The organism is Aeromonas rivuli (assembly GCF_000820045.1).
Classification (GTDB): domain Bacteria; phylum Pseudomonadota; class Gammaproteobacteria; order Enterobacterales; family Aeromonadaceae; genus Aeromonas; species Aeromonas rivuli.
In genome coordinates this window covers 1-17,933 of sequence record NZ_CDBJ01000097.1, presented here as the reverse complement: position 1 = coordinate 17,933, position 17,933 = coordinate 1, and the positions used below count along the sequence as shown (strand labels likewise).

The window sequence follows — 17,933 nt, the reverse complement described above, 5'->3', positions numbered from 1 at the left end:
CACCCGCGCGGCTACAGCGATGGCATCGCACAGGGGGTCTATGTTGGCATGGGTGATGCCTGCCACGCTGATGCGGCCGGAGCCCACGATATAGATCCCAAACTCCTGCTTGAGTCGCTCAACCTGGGCCTTGTCCAACCCGGAGAAGGAGAACATGCCGTTCTGCTCGCGGATAAAGCTGAAGTCCTGGGCAATACCCTGCGCCGCAAGTTTCTCCACCAGCAGCTCACGCATCTCCCGGATCCGCACCCGCATCTCGGCCACCTCGGCCACCCACTCCGCATAGAGAGCAGGATCCTGCACTATGGTGGTCACCACGGCGGCGCCATGGGACGGCGGATTGGAGTAGTTGGCACGGATCACCGTCTTGACCTGGGTGAAGGCCACGTCGGCCACGGCCTTGCTGGCGCTGACCAGCGTAAAGGCCCCGACCCGCTCGTTGTAGAGCCCGAAGTTCTTGGAGAAAGAGCTCGCCACCAGCAGTTCATCATGGCAGGCGGCGAAGATGCGCAGCCCCTCGGCATCCTCTTCGATACCACGGGCAAAACCCTGATAGGCAAAGTCAAACAGCGGCAACCAGCCAGCGGCCAGGCTCTGCTCGGCCAGGGCCTGCCACTGCTCACGCGTCGGATCTATGCCGGTCGGGTTATGGCAGCAACCGTGCAGCAGCACCAGATCGCCGGTTTGCGCCTCGGCCAGTGAAGCCTGCATGGCGGCAAAGTCGAGCCCCTTGGTGGTGGCATCGTAGTACTTGTACCACTTCACGGTCAGACCGGCGGCCTGGAAGACGCTGACGTGGTTGGCCCAGGTCGGATCCGAGATCCAGACGGTCTTGCTCAGGTTGTTGCGCACCACAAACTCGGCGGCGATACGCAGGGCACCCGTGCCCCCCGGCGCCTGCGCCGTCTTGACCCGACCGCTGTTGATGAGCTCCGCACCCTTGCCAAACAGCAGCTGTTGCACCACGGCACCATAGGCGGCGGTACCCTCTATGCCGAGGTAGTTCTTGCTCTTCTCGTCATTGAGCAGGCGTTGCTCGGCTTGTTTGACACTGCGCAAAATAGGAGTGGCTCCGGATTCATCCTTGTAGATCCCAACCCCGAGATTGATCTTGTCGGTACGAGGATCGGCGCGGAAGGCATCGGTCAGGCCCAGAATCGGATCCGCTGGGGCGGCAACAACCTTTTCAAACATGGTTTTCCCTGTGTTCCATTGATGTTATTGGGGGGCGTCCTGGATGGTAAACGCAGCGGCCCTGAGGCGGCACTGCGCCTCTTCTTTATACCACCGCCCATCGGGTGGGAAAACCGCTTTTTAGCCCCATGTTTTGCCGACTATCCGGCCAGGGCCTCCCAGCTCGAAGCCAGGGCCATTACCTCGGCGCAGAGCCCCTGCTGCGCGGCTATCAGCGGGTGGCACGCGGTGCGAAAAGCACTCGGCAGCAAGCTTGGCTCCCAGGCTCTCGGCCCCGACAGGGGGAGCCCATAGTGCATCATGAGAGGGGCCAGATCCCGGGGTAGCCACCAGCTCGCCGGGCGGGCGAAGCGCGCCGCCAGCGCCTGAACCCGCGCAGCGCCTGCCGGATCCAGGCGAGTGATATGGTGCCAGCGAACCCCGCGGGGTAAGGCGGCCAGCAGGGGCGCAAGAAGATGGGGGGCCTCGCGCTCCCCATAGACCAGGATGCAGTCATCTGGCATCACCAGTTCAGTGAAAATCCCGAGGCTATCGGTGGTGATGACCCGGGCGGGTTCCTGACCTGGCCAGATCAACTTGCCAAGCCGCGCCAGGCTGCGCTCCGGCAAGCTAAGCTCACCCAGCCCCTGCAACCAGGGCGCGGCATCGAGCAGTTGCCCGCCCTGCAAAAACAGGCTGAAGGGGTGAGTCGCCCTCAGCCTGAGGACCCCATCGCCACAGGGCGTGATCCCCTTGTCTTCGAAATCTATCTGCTCGGCCGTGCTAAATGGCTGCTCACCCTTGCGATAGAGGGCGGCGAGCACCCGCTGGTTGATCCGCTCCTTGAGCTGCCAGCCTTGGGCATGGATCCACTCCTCCGGGCTCGGCGGAGCGGACGACAACTTGGCCAGGGTGAGCTCCCGTTGCAGGTAGCGCCGGCCCGCCGGCGTGAGCTGATATTGATGGGCGCCGAGAGAGAGCAGCAACTGATGGCTGCGCAGCAGGCCGATGAGGGGTTGCAGGTTTCTATCTCTTACGCTGACCGCATCTTGCGCCAAGAGCTGCTGGGCAAACGTCTGCCACGCCGGATGAGTGAAATCGATCAAGGCCCGCTCCTTCCCTGTCGGGGTAACAAGCTGATTAATCTAACGAATAGCGAAGCTGATACCAAGCCGGGCAAGCAGACAACGTGATGTGGCGCAGGGAGATCAGAGCAGAAGAAAGCGAGAGAAACGCAAAAAGCAAAACGGCCAAGCAAGCTTGGCCGTTTCATCAACTCAATATCGTTTCCCTAGACGAGGGAGCCGAAATTAGAAGTTGTATTGCAGGGCAACAGTGAACTCGTCGTCCAGGTTGTCGATACCCTGGATTTTGTACTCGGTGTAGGCTTTGAACTTGGAAGTGAAGTTGTACTGAACGCCCAGCAGGGTTTCATCAACTTGATCTTCGTAGCTGCTGTCGTTGTCTTTGGCTTCGGTGAAGTTGTAACCAGCCAGGAAGGTCCAGGCGTCAACGTTGTAGGAAGCAGCCAGCTCGTAGCCACGGCCCTTGCTATCCCAACCGGTGTTGTCGTTGTCAACTTTACCCTGGGTGTACATACCGGCGAAGTAGAAACCGTTGATGGCGTAGTTGGCACCGATGGCCCACTCGTCTTTGTTACCTTCGTCACCATTGACCTTGTTCTCCAGCTCGGAAGTGGAGTAGGCGGCGTCGAAGCCCAGACCGAAGTCGAAGTCATAACCGGCAGCAGCAGCGAAGCCGTAGTTACGCTTGACGTCCGAACCGAATACGGCGTCTTCTTTCACACCTTGACCGATGTCAGTCACTTTAACAGCGACGTCATCGTTGGTCTGGTAGGAGAGCTTGCCGGAGAAGCCACCGAAGCTGTTGGAGTAGATGATCTGGCCTTCCTGACGACCGTCGTAGAAGTTACCTACGTCACCCCATTCGTTGAAGATATCGGTCGCTTCCAGGGCGTCGTAGAAGGCGGTGTCGGTCTGACCGAAGATGATCTTACCGTACTGACTGCCGTCCAGACCCACGTAGATGTGACGGGAGTTGAATTTGTTGTCGGAGTTTTCGGCAGAAACCTGCCACTCGGTCTTGGCGATACCAGACCAGGTGTCGTTCAGGGCAACTTTACCGGACCAACCCAGACGGGAGGAACCAACCAGCTCACCATCGACGTCTTCGTAACCACCAGCGCTGCCTGGTACGAATACTGTGTTGCCAGTTTTAGAATCAAACTTATAAGAGTCTGCAGTGCCGCTGACCGATTTATTGTGGTCAGCATAGTAGTTAGCCTGAACACGGCCGTAAACGTCAAAAGTCACACCGTCTTTGTCATAGATGACCGCGGCGTTAGCGGCGGAAGCGAACAGAGCCGGGATAGCAATAGCCAGAATTGTCTTTTTCATAGTTTCCAATGCCTACTGTAATTAAACACTAAGTTGTTGTTATTCCCTGTGTTAGCGATGTTCTTTGCATCACTATGGGGCCCGAGACTAGCATCGGGTTTTGCAATCCGCAATGAAAAAACTTGGAACTTTTCGGAGAATCGATAGTCATAGGGAGAAAAATGTGATCCTCATCTCATCTTTCATCTCTCTTTGAGGGAAAACGTTTACAGCGTAAAACGCTGCTTTTCTGTGCCACCAAAGCGGAGTCAAAGGTGTTTTGTCGCCACAGTGGAACATATGGCGACAGTGGCATGGCGTCTCGCTCAACAGCCTCGACCCGGCAGCCGAGTTACGGGTATCCTGTCTGTCTGCCCCCTCAAGCCGCGCGCCCATCAAGCCCATGTTATCGACCCGTCTCAAAGCCAGCATACGTGCTACCTACCGCCAGATTGCCGACAGCTTGCCCGGTTTCATGCCGCGCAAAGAGCAGAACTTCCTGGTGGCAGAGATAGCCAAGACGCTCACCGGGGAATATGACAAATCCCGCCGCATCCTGGTGGCCGAGGCAGGCACCGGCATCGGCAAATCCCTCTCTTATGCGCAAGGGGCCATCCCAGTCGCACGCCTGACCCAGAAGAAACTCATCATCTCCACCGCCACAGTGGCGCTGCAAGAGCAGCTCATCCACAAGGATTTGCCCTTCTATCATCGTCATAGCGAGTTGCCATTCAAGTTCATGCTGGTCAAGGGCCGCCAGCGCTACTGCTGCGAGCACTTGCTGGAACAGGCGGCCAGTGGCGCCGACATGAGCAATGTTGAGTTCAACTTCGAGGCCCTGAGCAAGCACAAGCCAAGCGCCAGCGACCGGAGCCTCTACCAGGCCCTGTGGCAGGCCTATACCGATGGCAAGTGGGATGGGGATCGTGACAACTGGCCCGACCCCATTTCCGAACCCGGCTGGCTGCGTATCGCCGCCGACCGCCACAGTTGCAACAAGGCGCTCAGCCATCACCAACACTGCCCCTTCCATCGTGCCCGCAATGACATGGAGGCCGCCGACGTACTGGTGGTCAATCACGCCCTGCTGCTCTCGGATCTCACCATGGGCGGCGGCATCATCTTGCCCAGCCCGGACGAGTGTTTCTATGTGCTCGACGAGGCCCATCACCTGCCCACCATCGCCCGGGACCATGGGGCCGCCAGCGCCAGCATCAAGGGTTCGCGCCGCTGGCTGGAGAAACTCGCCCAGAGTGCTGGCAAGCTGACTCGCAGTCTCAATAAAGAGAGCCTGATCGATCCCCAGCTCAAGCTGCAAGATGCCCTCGCCTCCTTGCAGCCGGACCTCAAGGCCCTGGAGCAGTGGCTTGGCGCCAATGAAGGGCTCTTCGGCCAGGAGCCCCATTACCGATTCGAAGGTGGCGTCTTGCCCGACCCCCTGCCCATGCTGGCCGAAAACCTGAAAGAGGCGAGCAAGAAGGCATTGCGGGCCCTGGACAGGATGCAGGGCGCCATCGCCGAAGCCCTGAAAGATGGGGAGATCCGCCGCAAGGAGGCCGAGCCGCTGCTGGCCGAAACCGGTTTTCACCTGCAGCGCCTGGAGGGATTCAACGCCCTCTGGGAGATGCTAAGTCGCCATGTTCCCCAAGGAAAGACCCCCATGGCACGCTGGATGGTGAAGGGAGACGAGGGGGAAGTCTGGCTGCACGCCTCTCCCATCGAGGTCGGCTACCTGCTGGAAGAGTGGCTCTGGTCACGCTGCCTCGGCGCCGTACTGGTCTCGGCCACCCTGAGTGCCCTCTCCTCCTTTAGCTATTTTCGCCATCAGGTGGGGCTCAAGGAGCATGACGGCACCCGCTACCTGCGCCTGCGCTCCCCCTTCGATTACCAGAAGGCGGAGCTCTATCTGCCCAAGATGGTCAATGAACCCAGTGCCCCCGGCTTCACCCAGGAGCTGATTGAGGTGCTGCCTCGGCTGGTCGCGGGTAAGGAGGCGAGCCTGGTGCTCTTCTCCTCCTATCGCCAGATGAACGAGGTGGCGCAAGGGTTGCGCGCCAAGGGGCTCTCTCTATTGGTACAAGGCGAGGCGTCGCGCAGTGCGCTGCTGACCCTGCACAAACAGAAATGCGATGGTGCCCAGGCCAGCGTGCTGCTCGGCACCGGCAGCTTCTCGGAAGGGCTGGACTTGCCCGGCCACTACCTGACCAACCTGGTGATCACCAAACTCCCCTTCGCCGTGCCCAACTCACCGGTGGAAGAGGCGACGGCAGAGTGGGTCGAGCAACGCGGTGGCAATCCCTTCTTGCAACTAACGGTCCCCGAGGCCTCCCGCAAGCTGATCCAGGCCTGTGGTCGCCTGATCCGCAAAGAGAGCGACAGGGGCCGGGTGACCATTCTCGATCGCCGCCTCCTGACCAAGCGCTACGGCAAGGGCTTGCTCGATGCCCTGCCCCCGTTCAGTCGCCGCATCGATTAAGCATCACCACGGCGGCACAGGGCAGGGGTTGCCGATGCCCTGCCCTCCTTGGCCGCCATCAGTCGCCGCATCGATTAAGCCTCGCCACGATGAAGGGCGCGGCACTGGGCAGGGGTTGCCGATACCCCGCCGCCTTGGCCGCCGTCCGTCGCCGCATCGATTAGCCCTCGCCAACATGCAGCCCATGTGCCGGCCATCCTCGCTATTGAGTAACAAGGTAATAGATGAAGGGTTCCCCATGGCAAGAGCGGTGCCCCTTGGCTATTGCCGCCCTCGCGCAAACCTGTAAAAATGGCCCCTGTTTTCAGCAGGCCATCGCCTGACTGTTCAAGGAGAAGAGATGAAACTGACTGTTTTGGTGCCGGCCCTGGCTGGTCTGTTGTGGGCGGGTAGCGCCCTGGCCAATGTCCAATTGGAAGTCACCCCACCCTATGTGGTGCAGTTGATCGATGGCGTATCTATCAATCCCAAGCTGCTCGACAAGTCCAACAGCTTCCCGATCCAGGCGGGAGATCATCAGCTGGTCGTCGCCTTCGAGGGTAACTACTCCAGCCGCAGCGACACCAAGTTCGTGACCGCAGAGCCCCTGGTCATCAACTTCACGGCCAAGGACAACCAGCAGCTGGCCCTGGATTACAAGAAACCCCGTACCGAAGCCGAAGCCCAGCAGTTCATCAAGACCCAGAATGTGGTCCTGAAAGACAAGGTCAGCGGCCAGCCCCTCAAGACCGAGCAGTTCGTACTGCCCAAGGTCGAGGGTTTCCAGCTGACCCGTGACTATCAGCAGGAGCTGATCACCATGGGCAAGGCGTTCAACCAGCCAACCACGGTCGCCGTCTCTACCGCCGCCGTCATGGCCGCCAGCAGCGCCCCGGTTCAAGTTGCACCGAGCAAGGCTCAGAGCAACCCAGAAGCCCTGACCCAGCTGCAAAGCTGGTACAACAAGGCCGATACCGAGACGCGCAAAGCCTTCCAGATCTGGGTCATCCAGCAGCAATAAGGCCAGTGCCATACAACAACAAGGGGAGCTTCGGCTCCCCTTGTTGTTGGCCAGCGTTTCCTGAACCGCGTCAGCAATGCTGGCCCCCTCCCCTTCGGGCAGGACCCGTGACAGGATTTCAACGCGGACCCAAACAAGAAGAGGCGACCCCGGGGTCGCCTCTTCTGTTACCTAAACGTCTCACCGTTCGTTAACTGCGCTTCCTGGCATATTTGCGACGGGCACGGGCCTGGCGCACTTCCTCGCGCTCGGCCTTCTCCTTGGCCTTGTGCTCCGCCTCTTCGGCCGCCAGCACTATCTCGGCGCTCACCATCTCCGGCGTCTCCAGGGAGATGCGGCCCAACAAGCCTGAGCGGAATTCGTTGACCAGGATCTCGGATGCCTTGTGCAGGTCAACCAGGCCGCCCTTGCGCACGAAGGCGCGCTGACGGGCGATCATCTCCAGCAGCTCGATCTCGGTTTCCGGCAGCTCGCTTATCTGGTAGCGCGCCTTGACCCGATCCGGATAGGCCTTGATGAAGTAATCCGCGGCAAACATGGCGATGTCGGCATAGTCAAATACCGTGTCCTTGATGGCGGCGGTGACGGCCAGGCGGTAGCCGCAAGAGGGCGGATTGAGCTTTGGCCACAGGAAGCCCGGGGTGTCGGTCAGGATGACATTGTTGTCGAGCTTGATGCGCTGCTGGGACTTGGTCACCCCCGCCTCGTTGCCGGTGCGGGCTATGGTGCGGCCCGCGAGGGTGTTGATCAGGGTGGACTTGCCCACGTTGGGAATACCCATGATCATGGCGCGCACGCCGCGCACATCAAGATTGCGCTCCGGCAGCATCTCGTGGCACAGGGCCAGCAGATTCTTGATCTTCTCCGGCTCCTGCTGCGTCAGGGGAAGGGCCTTGATCCCCTTCTCCTTTTCCATATGTTCAACCCAGAGCGCCGTGATGGCAGGATCGGCCAGGTCAGCCTTGTTCAGCACCTTGATGACAGGGGTATCGCCCCGCAATTCCGGCACCAGGGGGTTCTCGCTGGAGAAGGGGATCCGGGCATCGAGCATCTCAATGATGACATCGACCTGGGGCATGACCTCGGCAATCTCTTTACGGGCCTTGTGCATGTGACCGGGGAACCAGTTAATCGACATTCTCTCTCACCTTCTCTGCTCGGAACGGGGCGCATTTTACCTGCTTTTCCCCACATTGACAGACTCTTATCTCCCCTGGGTGCGGATCTGCCCCAAGGGAGCGGCCAGGGCGTCTCAGAAAATATTAACGAATTGATTAGCAAGGCAATTCATTAAGGGTTTAATCATAGTGTCATCTGGGTTCATTCAAACTGTCATCTTGCCTCTCTAGGCTTCGCTCTGGATTTACAAGGAGCGAACCCATGAAAAAAATCACAGGAATTGCACTCATGATAGGCGCCGCCCTGGCCGCCGGTTGCAATTCCAGCAGCGACAGCAACAACAGTGGTGACAAGGATGCGGGCACAACTCGCGCCAAAAACGTGATCTTCTTCCTCGGGGATGGCATGGGGATCAACACCCTGACCGCCGCCCGTATCTACGGGGTCGGTGAAGCGGGGGATCTCACCATGGATACCCTGCCGGAGACGGCCTTTATCAAGACCTTCTCCCACGATGCCCAGGTCACGGACTCGGCCCCCTCCATGGCCGCCTACATGACAGGGGTCAAGAGCAACAACGGCGTCATCAGCATGGATGGCGATGCCACCCAGCAGGACGACTGTGCCTTGAGCGCCGGCAAGTCTGTCACCACCTTGCTCGAACTGGCCAAGGCCGATGGCCGTGGCACCGGCGTGGTCACCACCACCCGCATCACCCACGCCACCCCGGCCGACACCTATGCCCATATCTGCAACCGGGATCTCGAGGCGGACATCGCCGTGCAGATGGTACCGGGCGGCGCTGGCTACAACCCCGCCCTCAAGGATGGTATCGACGTGGTGCTCGGCGGCGGCAGCAGCTTCTTCCTGCCCCTGGTTGACAAGGGCAAGCGCACCGACGGTCGCAACCTCATCGAGGAGATGAAGAGCCAGGGCTACCAGTTCGCCAGCAACCTGGGCGAGCTGCAAGGCGCCGCCGCTGGCAAGCCACTGCTCGGCCTGTTTGGCGCCAGTCACATGAAATATGAGCTGGACAGACCTCAGGATGAGCCCTCCCTCAGCGACATGACCCTGGCGGCCATCAAGCAACTCAAAGACAAGTCCAAGGGCTACTTCCTGATGGTGGAAGGGGGACGCATCGATCATGCCCTGCATGACACCAATGCCAAGCGCGCCCTGCAAGACACCCTCGCCTTCGACCAGGCCATCCAGGCCGCCATCGATGAGGTCAAGAAAACCGACCCCGAGCTGAAAAACACCCTGATAGTGGTCACGGCCGACCACGACCACACCCTGGTGCTCAACGGCTATGCCAAGCGCACCGGCAAGACCACCGCCAGCAACCCCGGAGTCTTGGGGCTGGCCAAGGACTATGTCAGCGGCGACAACCTGCTCGATAGCGACGGCATGCCCTACACCATCATTGGTTTTGGCAACGGCTACAACCGCGTCGATGGCTCCCGGGCAAGCGTAGCGCCGCTGGACGATGCCACCGTCTCCGCCGACGACTATCACCAGGAGGTGGTCGTCAAGGTCGGTGAGCTCGGCAGCGAGACCCACGGCGGCACGGATGTATTCCTTGGCGCCATTGGCCAGGGCGCAGACAGCTTCCATGGCTCCCTCGATAACACAGCCGTCTTTGGCAAGATCAAGGCTGCGGCCCAGCTCTAAGGAACAGACCCATGAAAACTCGATTCAAGACCTCACCGATCTGCGCCGCCCTGACCCTGGCCACCCTGGCTCTGGTGCCTCGGGTCCAGGCCAGCGATGCCAAGAACGTCATCCTCTTTATTGGCGATGGCATGGGCCCGACCGTGCTCACCGCCACCCGCCTCTACAAGGTGGGGGAAGAGGGCAACCTCGAGATGATGTCCCTGCCCCGCAGCGCCCGCATCAAGACCTTCTCCCATGATGCCCAGACCACGGATTCGGCCCCCTCGATGGCGGCCTACACCACAGGCGTCAAGATGAACAACGAGGTGATTGGCATGAGTGCCGATACCCAGGCGGTGGCGCCGGCTAAGGATGTCAACGGCAACAAGGGCATCAACAACTGCACGGCGGACAACGGCCACTCGGTGCCGACCCTGCTCGAGCTGGCCAAGGCCGCCGGCAAGTCGGTGGGCGCCGTCACCACCACCGAGCTGACCCACGCCACTCCGGCGGCGACTTACGCCCACATCTGCCACCGAGATGCCGCCTACGCCATCTCCGCCCAGGCCGTACCGGGGGGCGCCGGCTTCAACAGCGCCCTGGGGGATGGGGTCGATGTACTGCTGGGAGGCGGTGCCAATCACTGGACGCCATATGATGCCAGCAGCAACAAGGGCGGGCGCGCCGATGGCCGGGATCTCACCGCCGAGCTTCAGGCCCAGGGCTATCAGTACGTCACCACCCAAAGCGATCTGGCCAAGGTGAGCGACGGCAAGGTGCTGGGGCTGTTCAGTGCCAAGTCCCACCTCGACTACGAACTGGACAGGGTCGCCAAAGGCGTCGCCAATACCCAGCCATCCCTCTCCGAGATGACCGCCAAGGCGATCGATCTGCTGGCCAAAAACAGTCAGGGCTACTTCCTGATGGTGGAGGGGGGTCGCATCGACCACGCCTTGCATGGCACCAATGCCAAGCGGGCCCTGACCGATGCGGTGGCGCTGGATGAGGCGGTCAAGACGGCGCTCGGCAAGGTCGATTTGAACGACACCCTGATAGTGGTCACCGCAGACCATGACCACACCATGACCATCAACGGCTACGCCGCCAAGGGCAACCCCGTGCTGGATCTGGTGAAAAATGGCGATGGCTCGACCCAGAACGACGTGGATGGCAAACCCTTCACCACCCTGGTATTTGGCAATGGTCCCAACCGCGCCGATGTGCGCCCCACTCTCACCAGCGCGGAGGTTATGGGCGATGACTACCTGCAAGAGACCGGCGTCAAGCTCGGATCCGAGACCCATGGCGGCGGCGATGTGATGCTGTTTGCCGATGGCGCCGGTAGCGCGCGCTTCAAGGGCACCCTGGAGAACATCAAGGTGTTTGGCAAGATACAAGAGGCCCTGGGTCTCTAAGAGAGACAGGCAACCTCTCAGCGCAGGGGCCGCATCGACGGCGGCCCCTTTTACCCGTTATCCCCTTTGCTGCCCGGGCCCAACCTTGGCCCCCGGATCCCACGATGAGAGACCCATGCGCAAGACCTCGCTTCCCTCGTTTGCCCTGATGATGGGGTTGCTGCTGCAACTCGCAACCCTGTCCGTCCAGGCCAGTACGCCGGATGTCCCGGACCTGGCCGCCCGCATCCAGTATCAGGATCGCACCACCAGCGCCGATGGCGTCATTCGTGAAAGCAGCTGGCAAGAGCGCTGGCAACGCCGCGGCGATCAGATATGGAGCGAGCGACTCATCCCCATCACAGTGGCCCGTGCCTACCACCAGCAGCATGATGGTCAGCCCGGTCACAAGCACTTCACTCATCAGATGGCGGCCCGCTGGGTCGGCCGGGATGAGGATGGCACAGTGCAACTACACTACGCCGACCGCTACCACAAGCAGTTGGTGAGCGTGCCCCCCGAGGAGTATGGCCAGGTTGCCTTTACCCCCAACTGGGCCAAGGTCCGCTTCCTGATTGACCCTGAGCTGCTGGCCACCATGGATTTGCTGGAGGACGCCGCCCCGGCCGGGGCGCGCTGGTATGAGCACAAGACGGCCCATGAGCGCACCCGCATCCTCTGGTCCGCACGCCTGCAAGTCCCCCTGCAAGTCGAGTCGGGCTCCCTTGATGGCTATCGCAGCTACAAGATGACGCTCACCCCCGCCAAGCTCAGTGCCCAGGCCCCCTGGCTCGCGCTGACCGACTACCAACCACGGGACATTCGCGACTTCTTCGACTAAACAGATGGGCCACAGATGGTACACTTGGCCTCTCGTTGACCATGATGACGTGCCATGTCCCTGCTGCTCTGCCTGCTGTTTATCTTGCTTAGCCCCTTTGCCCAGGCGATCACCCTGCTCGCGGGCGAGGTGCCTCCCTATGTGATCCGCGCCCAGCAAGGGGCGCCGACCGGCATGGCGGTAGAGGTCATTGAAGAGGCGGCCCGTCGCTTGCACGAACCCATCGAGATAGAGCTGATGCCCTTCGCACGCGCCATTCAGGAGGCCCAGCACAGGCCCGGGGTCTTGTTGTTGCCGCCGGTACGCAGCCAGGCGCGCGAGACGATGCTGACCTGGATAGTGCCACTGCTCGATGAGGCCTTCGTGCTCGCCAGCGATCGACGCCACCACCCCACCCCTTTGGCATTGAATGAGGCGAGCACCCTGACAATCGGCGTGCTGCGCCACTCCCTTAGCCACAGCCTGCTCCTGGAGTTGGGGGCGCCCTCTCTGGAGATAGTCACCGCCGAGCGCAACAACGCCGACAAGCTGGCCCTGGGGCGGATCCAGGCCTGGGCCGCCGCCTGGAATACCATGCGCTACGCCCAGCAGGAGGCCGGGCTGCGGCTCTCCGATCTGGTCAAGGGGGCAAGGCTGGCCAAGGTGCCACTCTATCTGGCCGCCAGCCCCGACTTTCCCCCCCAGGAAGCCAAACGCTGGCACGATGCCATCCAGGGAATGCGGGCCGATGGCAGCCTGGCCCGCATCCTGCTTCAGTACGACTATCAGGCCCCCTGAGCCTGGGCTGGATCATTGCCAAAGGAAATCATAATGGTTATGGTATCTCCATGAAAACCAGTCTGATTTTTCCCATTCTGCTCACACCCAGCTGAGCCCCCGTCCTCGTCGTTCCCACGAGCTGTCGGGGGCCGCGTCCATCACATCCGTGCTTCCCAATCTATTTGGCCCCCTGGGCCTCGTTAACCCTATTGCATGAGGAAATACCCTATGACTGCTCCCCATCTCATCATCTCCAGCCTGGATCTGGACCGAATTGAACCCCTGCTCGGCCACTCACCCCAGCATCAGGCCTTGCAGGAGGAGCTCAATCGCGCCGAGGTCCGCGAGCCGGCCGACATGCCACCGGACGTGGTCACCATGAACAGCCAGGTACGCTTCAAGATGAAGAACAGCGACACCCCCTTCTGCCTGACCCTGGTCTATCCCAAGGACGTGCAGGGAGATGAGTCGAAGATCTCTGTGCTGGCCCCGGTTGGCAGCGCCCTGCTCGGTCTCAAGGTCGGTGACAGCATCAACTGGTCCGGTCCCGCTGGCCGCAACATTGAGGTCGAGATCCTGGAAGTCGTCTATCAGCCGGAGCGCGCCGGCGAGCTGCACCGCTGAAACGGCCACGACCCGGATCGCCCGGGTCGAGGACCCCTGCGCCGCATCAAGCGGCGCTCACCGGCGGGGGCGACGCCCGGGTCTCGCCGGCTTGCCAGACACAGACCCGGTTCTTCCCCTCCCGCTTGGCGCGATAGAGCGCCCCGTCGGCCCGGTGCAGTGCCTGCTCCAAGCCCTCGCCGGGCCAGAGCCAGTCCAGCCCCATGCTGATGGTGATGCGGATCCCCTCCACCTCCAGGGCCGCTATCTCCCGGCGCAACTGCTCGCACCGCTCATGAGCCTGCCCCTGCTGCCAGTTGGCCAGCAACACGAACTCCTCGCCGCCAAAGCGCCCCACCAGCAGATCCGGCTGACCCTTCAGGTAGCGACCCACCTCCCTGAGCACCCTATCCCCCATCTCATGGCCGAAGCTGTCATTGATCTGTTTGAAGTCGTCGAGGTCAACCATGGCCAGCAAGACTGGCCCCTTGCCGAGCAAGGGGGGCAGGTGGTGATGCAGCCCGCGCCGATTGTAGACCCCGGTCAGAGGATCCTGGGTGGCCAGCTGGCGCAGGGCCAGAGCCCGGTACTGGGTACAGAGCAGCAGCACCCCGAAGGTGGAGAGGTAGTTGCCCATCAACATGGAGAGAAAAGGCAGCACATTGACCACGTGCTGATCCATCAGCACCCGCACCTCGCCACCCAGCAGGGCTCCCATCCGCACCAGGTTGAAGCCGTAGAGCAGTATGTTGACCACGGTAAACACCAGCACGGCCGGCAGGTAGGCCGGATAGCCATGCCGCCAGATGAGCAGCACCACCACGGCCCCCAGCACCATGTAGCTCAGGCAGGCCAGCAGCACCCGGGGCGCCATCTCGTCGTTGAACAGCACGCTCCAGCAGAGCAGCAGCAGGTAGACCAGCATGAAGAGCACGAAGGCCCGCCAGTTCGGCGACTCGCCGAAGAAGCGCTGCAAGGCCAGCGGCATCAGCGCGATACAAAGGGTGATGAGCAGGTTGGCCAGCCAGATCCCCGCGATATGGGGGGAGAACGCCTGCATAAAGAACAGCGACTGGGCCGCCAGGGCACACAAGCTGGACCACCACCAGAACCCGAGACCGGGGATCTCCCTGTGGGTCAACCAGATGATGGAGAGGGTGATGAAGCCCAGGCTGTAGCCCCCGAGAGCCATCAGCATCAGGGTGAATACATCCAGATTGAGCAGAATTGAGGTGTCCATTCCCGAGCCTTCCATTGGGGATGGCTGAGTATATGGGAAGCCCATGACAAGACACAGAGGGAGCCTTCTGGCGCGATGAAATATTTTCAGGAGCCCCGCCTGGCGCCCCGTCACTCAGCCAGCTGACCTGATGCCTGGCGCTCAAGGTTCGTTCGGGCCCAGATCCCCGCCGATCACACAGCAAAATGCCTGCCAACTATTTTTACGCTTGAACCCACGCCATTAGATAGATATGTTGTTTTCATGTGGTTTTATGAGCCGTGCCGCGATGAAAAAGTGCAACTAACCTATTGAGTCGTCTGACACAATCGGATTTTGGTACATTTTTCACTCACTGACTGGGAAATAGAATCTCATATGGGGCTTTTGCCCCGACCAAGACAATAATCCTGTCTTGCCTGCTGCCGGATGCAGCAGTCTCTTGTGCCATGGAGTCGCACGGAGCAGGTTCAAGGCCGAACACACTTACGACAGAGACGTCACTCATGATCAAAAAACTCATTCTCTCTACCCTGCTGCTGTGCGGGCTCGCCAACGCGGCCCCCAGCTCCACCCTGGACGCCGTGCTCGATCGCGGTGTGCTGCGCGTCGGTTTCGATGCCGGTTACCAACCCTTCGAGATGACCAACAAACAGGGCAAATACATCGGCTTCGATGTGGATCTCGCCAAAATGGTCGCCAAGGAGATGGGCGTCAAAGTGGAGTTCGTCAACACCGCCTGGGACGGCATCATCCCCGCCCTGCTCACCGACAAGTTCGACGTCATCATGGGTGGCATGACGGTCACCCCCCAGCGCAACCTGCGGGTCAACTTCGCCGACCCCTACATCGTCGTGGGCCAGACCATAGTACTGCGCAAGGATCTGGCGGGCAGCATCAAGTCCTATCAGGACTTGAACGACCCTAAATACAAGATTGCGGTCAAGCTCGGCACCACGGGTGAGCAAGCGGTGAAACGCATGATCCCCAAGGCCACCCTGCTGCAGTATGAAACCCAGGATGACGCCAAGCTGGAAGTGATCAACGGCAAGGTCGATGCCTTCATCTATGACCTGCCCTACAACGCCATCTTCGCCTCCGAGAACAAGGGTGCCGTGGTTCACCTGGCGACCCCCTTCACCTTCGAACCCCTGGCCTGGGCCATTCGCAAAGGCGATCAGGACACCCTCAACTGGATGAACAACTACCTGCGCCAGATCAAGGGTGACGGCAGCTACGACCGTCTCTATCAGAAATGGTTCGAATCCAACGACTGGTTGAAACAGCTCAAGTAAGCCTCTCGAGGGCGCGGCCCGGGCCGCGCCCCTCACGCAGACCCACACAATAAAGAAAGAGGTTGTCGACTGTGCTCAATCCGAGACCCATCAAACAGATGGAAAAACAGCCCAGCTCACTACTTTGGCACGGCGTTTTCGTGCTGATGATGCTGCTCGCCGTCTTCGGCATCTACAAGGCCGTGCAATCGGTCGATTACACCTGGCGCTGGGAGCGCATCCCCCAATACATCGTCTATCAGGCCCAGCAAAACAGCTATGCCGACTTTGACGGCACAGTAGTGGCCGAAAATGGCGCCCTGGTGCTGCAAGACGATCTGGACGCAAGCCACCGCCAAACCATTGCCGCCACCGGCTCCAACCTGTCGGAAGGGGATACCGTCTTTCGCGGTGATGTGCTCGATACTCAGCTGAAATGGACCCCGGGGCCCATCGCCTTTGGCATCTGGGTCACCATCAAACTTTCCCTGGTCGCCGGCATCTTCGCCATACTACTCGGCACCCTGGCCGGCCTCGCCCGCCTCTCCCCCAACCCGGCGCTGCGCAATCTCGCCGGTTGCTATGTAGAACTCATCCGCGGCACGCCGCTGCTGGTGCAGATCTTCATCGTCTACTTCTTCATCGGCACAGTGCTCAACCTGGACAGGTTCACCGCCGGGGTGGCGGCGCTGGCGGTGTTTACCGGCGCCTATGTGGCCGAAATAGTACGGGCCGGCATCGACTCCATCCACAAGGGGCAGATGGAGGCGGGTCGCAGCCTGGGGCTCACCTCGGCCCAGACCATGCGTTACATCATATTGCCCCAGGCCTTCAAACGGGTACTGCCTCCCCTGGCGGGTCAGTTCATCAATCTCATCAAGGACTCCTCCCTGGTCTCCGTCATTTCGATCACGGATCTTACCAAGGCGGGTCGGGAGGTGGTCAGCTCCACCTTCAGCCCGTTCGAGGTGTGGTTCACCGTGGCGCTGCTCTATCTGGTGCTCACCGGCACCCTCTCTTTCCTGGTGCGCCGTCTGGAGGTGAAATATGCGCGCAGCAACTGATCCCATCATCAAGGCCCAACCAGAGCCGAGCAGTGCGGCTGTGCTCGACAATCTCCACGCCTTCCTGGTCCATCACCTGGAGGTGAACTATGCACGCAGCAACTGATCCCATCATTCAGATCATCCAGGCGTACGGGAGCGCAAACAAGAACGACGCCAGGAGAGACCAGCCATGAAGATGCGTAACAAAGCGGACCCCATCATCAAGGCGACCGGGGTCGAGAAGTTTTACGGCACCGAGGTGCACGCCCTCAAGAACGTCAGCACTCAGGTGGCCGAAGGGGAAGTGGTGGTGATCGTGGGCCCGAGCGGCTCGGGTAAATCCACCTTCCTGCGCACCCTCAACCAGCTCGAAACCATCAATGATGGTGACATCATCGTCGACGGCATCAGCCTGACCGAGCCTGGCAATGTCAACAAGCTGCGCGAAGAGGTGGGCATGGTGTTCCAGTCCTTCAACCTCTTCCCCCATCTGTCGGTGCTGGACAACATCTCCCTGGCCCCCCAGAAGGTGCGCGGCCTGTCAAAAACCGAGGCACAAGACAGGGCCAAGGCACTGCTGCTCAAGGTGGGGCTCGCCGACAAGGCGGCCAGCTACCCCTCCCAGCTTTCCGGCGGTCAGCAACAGCGGGTCGCCATCGCCCGGGCGCTCGCCATGCAGCCACGCATCATGCTGTTTGATGAACCCACCAGCGCCCTGGATCCCGAGATGGTCGGCGAGGTGCTGGATGTGATGAAGGGGCTGGCTCGCGAGGGCATGACCATGGTGGTGGTCACTCACGAGATGGGCTTTGCCCGTGAGGTGGCAGATCGGGTGCTCTTCATGGAGCGGGGTGAACTGCTGGTTGACGAGAAGCCCGATGACTTCTTCGATAACTCCGCCTCCTCCCGCCTGCGCCAGTTCCTGAGCCAGGTGCTCTAGACCAGCAGTCCATTCGGGGGATGTCTAGTCCTGAAATAGG

General features: G+C 60.7%; 16 protein-coding genes. 11 read left to right on the top strand and 5 right to left on the bottom strand.

Annotation, left to right across the window (positions count from 1 at the left end; translation table 11 throughout):
• From BN1130_RS19750 to BN1130_RS19740, 3 genes are all read right to left on the bottom strand, one after another.
• Positions 1-1,194 (bottom strand): amino acid aminotransferase (locus BN1130_RS19750; RefSeq protein ID WP_084218270.1); only part of this gene is annotated, 1,194 nt, incomplete at its 3' end.
• A 140-nt stretch (positions 1,195-1,334) separates the two neighbouring features.
• The gene (locus BN1130_RS19745) at positions 1,335-2,279 is read right to left on the bottom strand and encodes a hypothetical protein (RefSeq protein WP_042044144.1); all 945 of its coding nucleotides are present in this window, start codon (positions 2,277-2,279) and stop codon (positions 1,335-1,337) included.
• 204 nt (positions 2,280-2,483) lie between these two features.
• Positions 2,484-3,590: a porin gene (locus BN1130_RS19740; RefSeq protein ID WP_042044143.1), complete on the bottom strand. Its 1,107-nt coding sequence runs from the start codon at positions 3,588-3,590 to the stop codon at positions 2,484-2,486.
• Positions 3,591-3,972: 382 nt separating this feature from the next.
• Between BN1130_RS19740 and dinG the strand changes: the two genes are divergently transcribed.
• On the top strand, positions 3,973-6,045 hold the full coding sequence (gene dinG / locus BN1130_RS19735; RefSeq protein WP_042044142.1) for an ATP-dependent DNA helicase DinG: 2,073 nt from the start codon (positions 3,973-3,975) through the stop codon (positions 6,043-6,045).
• Positions 6,046-6,385: 340 nt separating this feature from the next.
• Positions 6,386-7,045 carry a YccT family protein gene (locus BN1130_RS19730; protein ID WP_042044141.1) on the top strand — a complete coding sequence of 220 codons (660 nt, stop codon included), beginning with the start codon at positions 6,386-6,388 and terminating at the stop codon, positions 7,043-7,045.
• 190 nt (positions 7,046-7,235) lie between these two features.
• Here BN1130_RS19730 and ylqF read toward each other — a convergent pair whose 3' ends face one another.
• Positions 7,236-8,183: a ribosome biogenesis GTPase YlqF gene (gene ylqF, locus BN1130_RS19725; protein WP_042044139.1), complete on the bottom strand. Its 948-nt coding sequence runs from the start codon at positions 8,181-8,183 to the stop codon at positions 7,236-7,238.
• A 242-nt stretch (positions 8,184-8,425) separates the two neighbouring features.
• Between ylqF and BN1130_RS19720 the strand changes: the two genes are divergently transcribed.
• From BN1130_RS19720 to rnk, 5 genes are all read left to right on the top strand, one after another.
• The gene (locus BN1130_RS19720) at positions 8,426-9,835 is read left to right on the top strand and encodes an alkaline phosphatase (protein WP_042044137.1); all 1,410 of its coding nucleotides are present in this window, start codon (positions 8,426-8,428) and stop codon (positions 9,833-9,835) included.
• Positions 9,836-9,846: 11 nt separating this feature from the next.
• Positions 9,847-11,232: an alkaline phosphatase gene (locus BN1130_RS19715; protein WP_042044135.1), complete on the top strand. Its 1,386-nt coding sequence runs from the start codon at positions 9,847-9,849 to the stop codon at positions 11,230-11,232.
• Between the two features lie 148 nt (positions 11,233-11,380).
• Entirely contained in the window at positions 11,381-12,052 is a 672-nt protein-coding gene (locus BN1130_RS19710; RefSeq protein WP_042044146.1) for a hypothetical protein, read from the top strand.
• Between the two features lie 54 nt (positions 12,053-12,106).
• Positions 12,107-12,829 (top strand): substrate-binding periplasmic protein, encoded by a 723-nt coding sequence (locus tag BN1130_RS19705; protein ID WP_042044134.1) that lies wholly within the window; start codon positions 12,107-12,109, stop codon positions 12,827-12,829.
• Between the two features lie 210 nt (positions 12,830-13,039).
• Complete coding sequence (gene rnk, locus BN1130_RS19700; RefSeq protein ID WP_042044133.1) at positions 13,040-13,435, top strand: nucleoside diphosphate kinase regulator; 396 nt, start codon at positions 13,040-13,042, stop codon at positions 13,433-13,435.
• Between the two features lie 46 nt (positions 13,436-13,481).
• Here rnk and BN1130_RS19695 read toward each other — a convergent pair whose 3' ends face one another.
• Positions 13,482-14,654: a GGDEF domain-containing protein gene (locus BN1130_RS19695; protein ID WP_042044132.1), complete on the bottom strand. Its 1,173-nt coding sequence runs from the start codon at positions 14,652-14,654 to the stop codon at positions 13,482-13,484.
• A 485-nt stretch (positions 14,655-15,139) separates the two neighbouring features.
• Here BN1130_RS19695 and BN1130_RS19690 point away from each other — a divergent pair, with 485 nt between their 5' ends.
• From BN1130_RS19690 to BN1130_RS19680, 4 genes are all read left to right on the top strand, one after another.
• Entirely contained in the window at positions 15,140-15,928 is a 789-nt protein-coding gene (locus BN1130_RS19690) for a transporter substrate-binding domain-containing protein (RefSeq protein ID WP_042044131.1), read from the top strand.
• A gap of 71 nt (positions 15,929-15,999) precedes the next feature.
• Entirely contained in the window at positions 16,000-16,971 is a 972-nt protein-coding gene (locus BN1130_RS19685; protein WP_306382105.1) for an amino acid ABC transporter permease, read from the top strand.
• Entirely contained in the window at positions 16,955-17,077 is a 123-nt protein-coding gene (locus BN1130_RS23080; RefSeq protein ID WP_259236266.1) for a hypothetical protein, read from the top strand. Before BN1130_RS19685 ends, BN1130_RS23080 begins: the two co-directional genes overlap by 17 nt.
• Positions 17,078-17,149: 72 nt before the next feature.
• Entirely contained in the window at positions 17,150-17,893 is a 744-nt protein-coding gene (locus BN1130_RS19680) for an amino acid ABC transporter ATP-binding protein (RefSeq protein WP_157014120.1), read from the top strand.
• Positions 17,894-17,933: the final 40 nt, after the last annotated feature.

Excerpts from the sequence above, each read along its gene's own strand:
- BN1130_RS19740 (WP_042044143.1), bottom strand. The coding sequence starts at position 3,590 with ATGAAAAAGACAATTCTGGCTATTGCTATCCCGGCTCTGTTCGCTTCC.
- dinG (WP_042044142.1), top strand. The coding sequence starts at position 3,973 with ATGTTATCGACCCGTCTCAAAGCCAGCATACGTGCTACCTACCGCCAG.
- BN1130_RS19730 (WP_042044141.1), top strand. The coding sequence starts at position 6,386 with ATGAAACTGACTGTTTTGGTGCCGGCCCTGGCTGGTCTGTTGTGGGCG.
- ylqF (WP_042044139.1), bottom strand. The coding sequence starts at position 8,183 with ATGTCGATTAACTGGTTCCCCGGTCACATGCACAAGGCCCGTAAAGAG.
- BN1130_RS19720 (WP_042044137.1), top strand. The coding sequence starts at position 8,426 with ATGAAAAAAATCACAGGAATTGCACTCATGATAGGCGCCGCCCTGGCC.
- BN1130_RS19715 (WP_042044135.1), top strand. The coding sequence starts at position 9,847 with ATGAAAACTCGATTCAAGACCTCACCGATCTGCGCCGCCCTGACCCTG.
- BN1130_RS19710 (WP_042044146.1), top strand. The coding sequence starts at position 11,381 with ATGATGGGGTTGCTGCTGCAACTCGCAACCCTGTCCGTCCAGGCCAGT.
- BN1130_RS19705 (WP_042044134.1), top strand. The coding sequence starts at position 12,107 with ATGTCCCTGCTGCTCTGCCTGCTGTTTATCTTGCTTAGCCCCTTTGCC.
- rnk (WP_042044133.1), top strand. The coding sequence starts at position 13,040 with ATGACTGCTCCCCATCTCATCATCTCCAGCCTGGATCTGGACCGAATT.
- BN1130_RS19695 (WP_042044132.1), bottom strand. The coding sequence starts at position 14,654 with ATGGACACCTCAATTCTGCTCAATCTGGATGTATTCACCCTGATGCTG.
- BN1130_RS19690 (WP_042044131.1), top strand. The coding sequence starts at position 15,140 with ATGATCAAAAAACTCATTCTCTCTACCCTGCTGCTGTGCGGGCTCGCC.
- BN1130_RS23080 (WP_259236266.1), top strand. The coding sequence starts at position 16,955 with ATGCGCGCAGCAACTGATCCCATCATCAAGGCCCAACCAGAGCCGAGC.
- BN1130_RS19680 (WP_157014120.1), top strand. The coding sequence starts at position 17,150 with ATGCGTAACAAAGCGGACCCCATCATCAAGGCGACCGGGGTCGAGAAG.